At 67.9% G+C, this 2,582-nt stretch carries 4 protein-coding genes and 1 pseudogene; 2 read left to right on the top strand and 3 right to left on the bottom strand.

All coding sequences use genetic code 11. The features are described 5' to 3' along the window. Positions 1 to 163: 163 nt before the first annotated feature. A complete protein-coding gene (locus ACGFWI_RS38950; RefSeq protein WP_393910793.1) occupies positions 164 to 328 on the bottom strand; it encodes a hypothetical protein in 165 nt (54 codons plus the stop codon). Positions 329 to 903: 575 nt separating this feature from the next. On the opposite strand from ACGFWI_RS38950, the gene ACGFWI_RS38945 reads away from it, so the two are divergent. Further along, on the top strand, positions 904 to 1,095 hold the full coding sequence (locus tag ACGFWI_RS38945) for a hypothetical protein (RefSeq protein WP_393910792.1): 192 nt from the start codon (positions 904 to 906) through the stop codon (positions 1,093 to 1,095). 165 nt (positions 1,096 to 1,260) lie between these two features. Further along, entirely contained in the window at positions 1,261 to 1,836 is a 576-nt protein-coding gene (locus ACGFWI_RS38940) for a DUF488 family protein (protein ID WP_393910794.1), read from the top strand. Here the strand turns inward: ACGFWI_RS38940 and ACGFWI_RS38935 are convergent. Beyond that, on the bottom strand, positions 1,819 to 2,295 hold the full coding sequence (locus ACGFWI_RS38935; protein WP_393910791.1) for a hypothetical protein: 477 nt from the start codon (positions 2,293 to 2,295) through the stop codon (positions 1,819 to 1,821). The genes ACGFWI_RS38940 and ACGFWI_RS38935 overlap by 18 nt on opposite strands. Beyond that, a pseudogene (locus tag ACGFWI_RS38930) lies at positions 2,292 to 2,582 on the bottom strand (nitrate reductase); the annotation flags it as partial. The pseudogene ACGFWI_RS38930 and the gene ACGFWI_RS38935, both read right to left, overlap by 4 nt.

The raw sequence follows: 2,582 nt of genomic DNA, 5'->3' as shown, positions 1-2,582 counted from the left end.
CACTGGCAATCTCCGGGCTCCGCGTGCGCTCTCTACTCCACGCCCCGGTCTCCATCGATCGACGGCCCTGATCCTGCCCCCTGCTTCAGGGCTCCGGGCGCAGGCCCGGCGATACCACACCGGCCTTCCTCGCGGGGCGAGCTCAGTTCGGCCTCTCCCTGCCCTAAGCGGGGCCGGGGCTTGTTGCCTTCCCCTCCGGATCATCCGGCGATGTGGGTTCCCTCAGGAAGCATTCGCTCTCCCAGATCAGGCTGCGCTCGATCTGGATGAAGTTCAGGCCCGTCACGTCGGCGAGCTCCTCCTCGTCAAGGTCCGGCTGGTTGCGCAAGGCCCGTGCGATCTTGCCCGCCCACAGCTCTTCCTTGGCGAAGGGGCGCTCGCGGTACTGATGCTGAAGCTCCCTGAGGTGTTCGGGGAGCAGGCCGCCAGGCGACGTAAGCCGTCAAGATCCGGGTCGTAGGGGTGTAGAAAGGTAGAATCAGGGACCAGGCTGCAGACCTGCGCTGTTGCAGGGGTGGCCACACCGCACAGGTCACACAGCCCAAGGACAGTCACCGGCTCGTCACCCTTGTCACTCCCGCGCTCCCCGTTCCCACCCCTGCCACGGCACTCGGGAACGGGTACGGAGGCCGCCAGACTCGAAGGCCGCCCCTGTCCCTGGAAGAAGCAGGGACGGCTCGTGCAAACCCGGCTGCCAGATACAGGGGCCTGCACCCAGGCCGGCAGCCACTCGCTGAGAGGCCTCCATCGACCGCGCGAAACCGACCAGCCTGGACACAAAACGCTACCGGATCAATCCGCAAAGCCACGGCAGCGGCGCGGCCTCGATTGCCGCCCTGCATGGCATTGCTCCTGCGCATCTCTCCGGTCGCGAGGCCAGGGCACCAGCCTTAGACAGGAACCATGAGCGAGAAAGCGCAGACCTTCCATCCGGGCGAGACCGTCCCCCAGAGCGGCATCTACGAGTGCAACTGCGGGCAGTCCCACCGATGGGACGCCAGCACCAACGTCAAGAACCACACCTTCCCTCCCCTGCCGGAAGACTGCTCCGGCGGAGCTTGGGCCCTGAAGGATCCCGCACACCCCGCAACCTGACCCGCATGGCACAAGCCGCGGCCGACCAGCGGGCCACCGGCAGCAATGCAGTCAGACGACAAGCGCGTTTCCCTCCATGACAACAGCCTGATCGTCTGGGAGGACGGTGGGCCGGACGGGCGGCGGGACGGAGGAGCAGCACGGCCAACACCCGCGACAGGAGGCGTGAGACCGGTGTTGATCACCTTCGGTCACAGCACCGCGGAACGCCAGCAGTTGATCGAGCTGCTGCGCGGGGCGGGCGTGCGGTCGGTGGTCGACGTACGAATCGGACCCGGCAGCCGTCGCAACCCCGACCTGTTCCGCAGCAGCCTGGCACATTGGCTGCCGCAAGCCGGCATCAGCTACCGCTGGGAACCAGACCTGGGCGGCTTCCGCAAAACGTCAGCCCGCTCCCCGGACGTTGTCTGGCGCAACGCCTCGTTCAGGGGGTATGCCGCCTACATGCGAGAGCCCGTGTTCGTAGCCGCCATTGACCGACTGCTCGAAGAAGCTGATGCCGGTGCCCGGACGGCGGTGATGTGCAGCGAAGCGGTCTGGTGGCGCTGCCACAGGCGTCTGATCGCCGACTTCGCCACCGTGGCGAGGCAGACGGTCGTCCAGCACCTGATGCACGACAAGCGGCTCGTCACTCACCGCCCGACACCAGGGCTGCGGCTGCGCTCCGACGGACTTCTGGTCTACGACGACACTGCAGCCGCCTCGACCGGAGCACCACGCGCTTCAGGCGCTGGTCAGTAGTTGGGGGCTGAGTTCTTTGAGCACGGTGTGGGTCCAGCGCATCTGTCGCCGCGTATAGGGCTGGCAGGTCGAAGCCAGCTCCAGCAGCCGGTCGTCTCTGTTTGCCTGTGCGGCTTGGGTGAGCATGTCCCAGTGCAGGGAGTTTCCCACGGCCGCGAGGTGCACCTCGCACAGCTCCCTCAGGAGGACCAGCCCGCTGTCCCGCCCCTGCGGTACGGAGACTGCATCCTGCCGTGGCCCTTCGCTCCGGTGGCTCGGGCGTGTGGCGTCGGGCAGGCTGTAATGCGGGCCGATCGCTCTGATGCGGTCTCCGCTGTCGTAGGACCATTGGGCGAGGTACCGCGCGACATGATGCACCTCGGTCTCGGCAGCATGCCGCTGCGCCAGGTCGAGCAGTCGGACCGCGAGCTTGTCCTCCCCGTCGAGGAGCGCGGCCAGAAAGTCGGTAATGCCGTTCACCCGGCGTCACCGTCCCGTGGTTCGTTCTCGTTTCGCGGACGGCCGGGGACTCGCCCCGTCTCCGGGCCCCGGCCACCGGTCGTCGCGTCGGGCGCAGCGGAATGGGCGGGTGCGGAGGCTGCGACGGACGGGGCGGGTGCACTCCGCCCGAGGCCGCGTTCGACGAGCGAGAGACGGGCAGCAGCGGTCTTGAAAATCGGCTGCTTCGAGACGGGGTCCCAGTCGGTGACCACGGTCTCGTTCGCCGCCCGGGCGTCGTCGTCTCCGGCGGGACCGCTGCCGTGGGG

The sequence above is a fragment of the Streptomyces sp. NPDC048434 genome, from assembly GCF_043200375.1.
In the GTDB taxonomy this organism is placed as follows: domain Bacteria; phylum Actinomycetota; class Actinomycetes; order Streptomycetales; family Streptomycetaceae; genus Streptomyces.
This window is presented reverse-complemented; position numbering and strand designations above follow the sequence as displayed.

Coding starts and splice junctions, on each gene's coding strand:
- ACGFWI_RS38945 (WP_393910792.1), top strand. CDS start 904: ATGAGCGAGAAAGCGCAGACCTTCCATCCGGGCGAGACCGTCCCCCAG.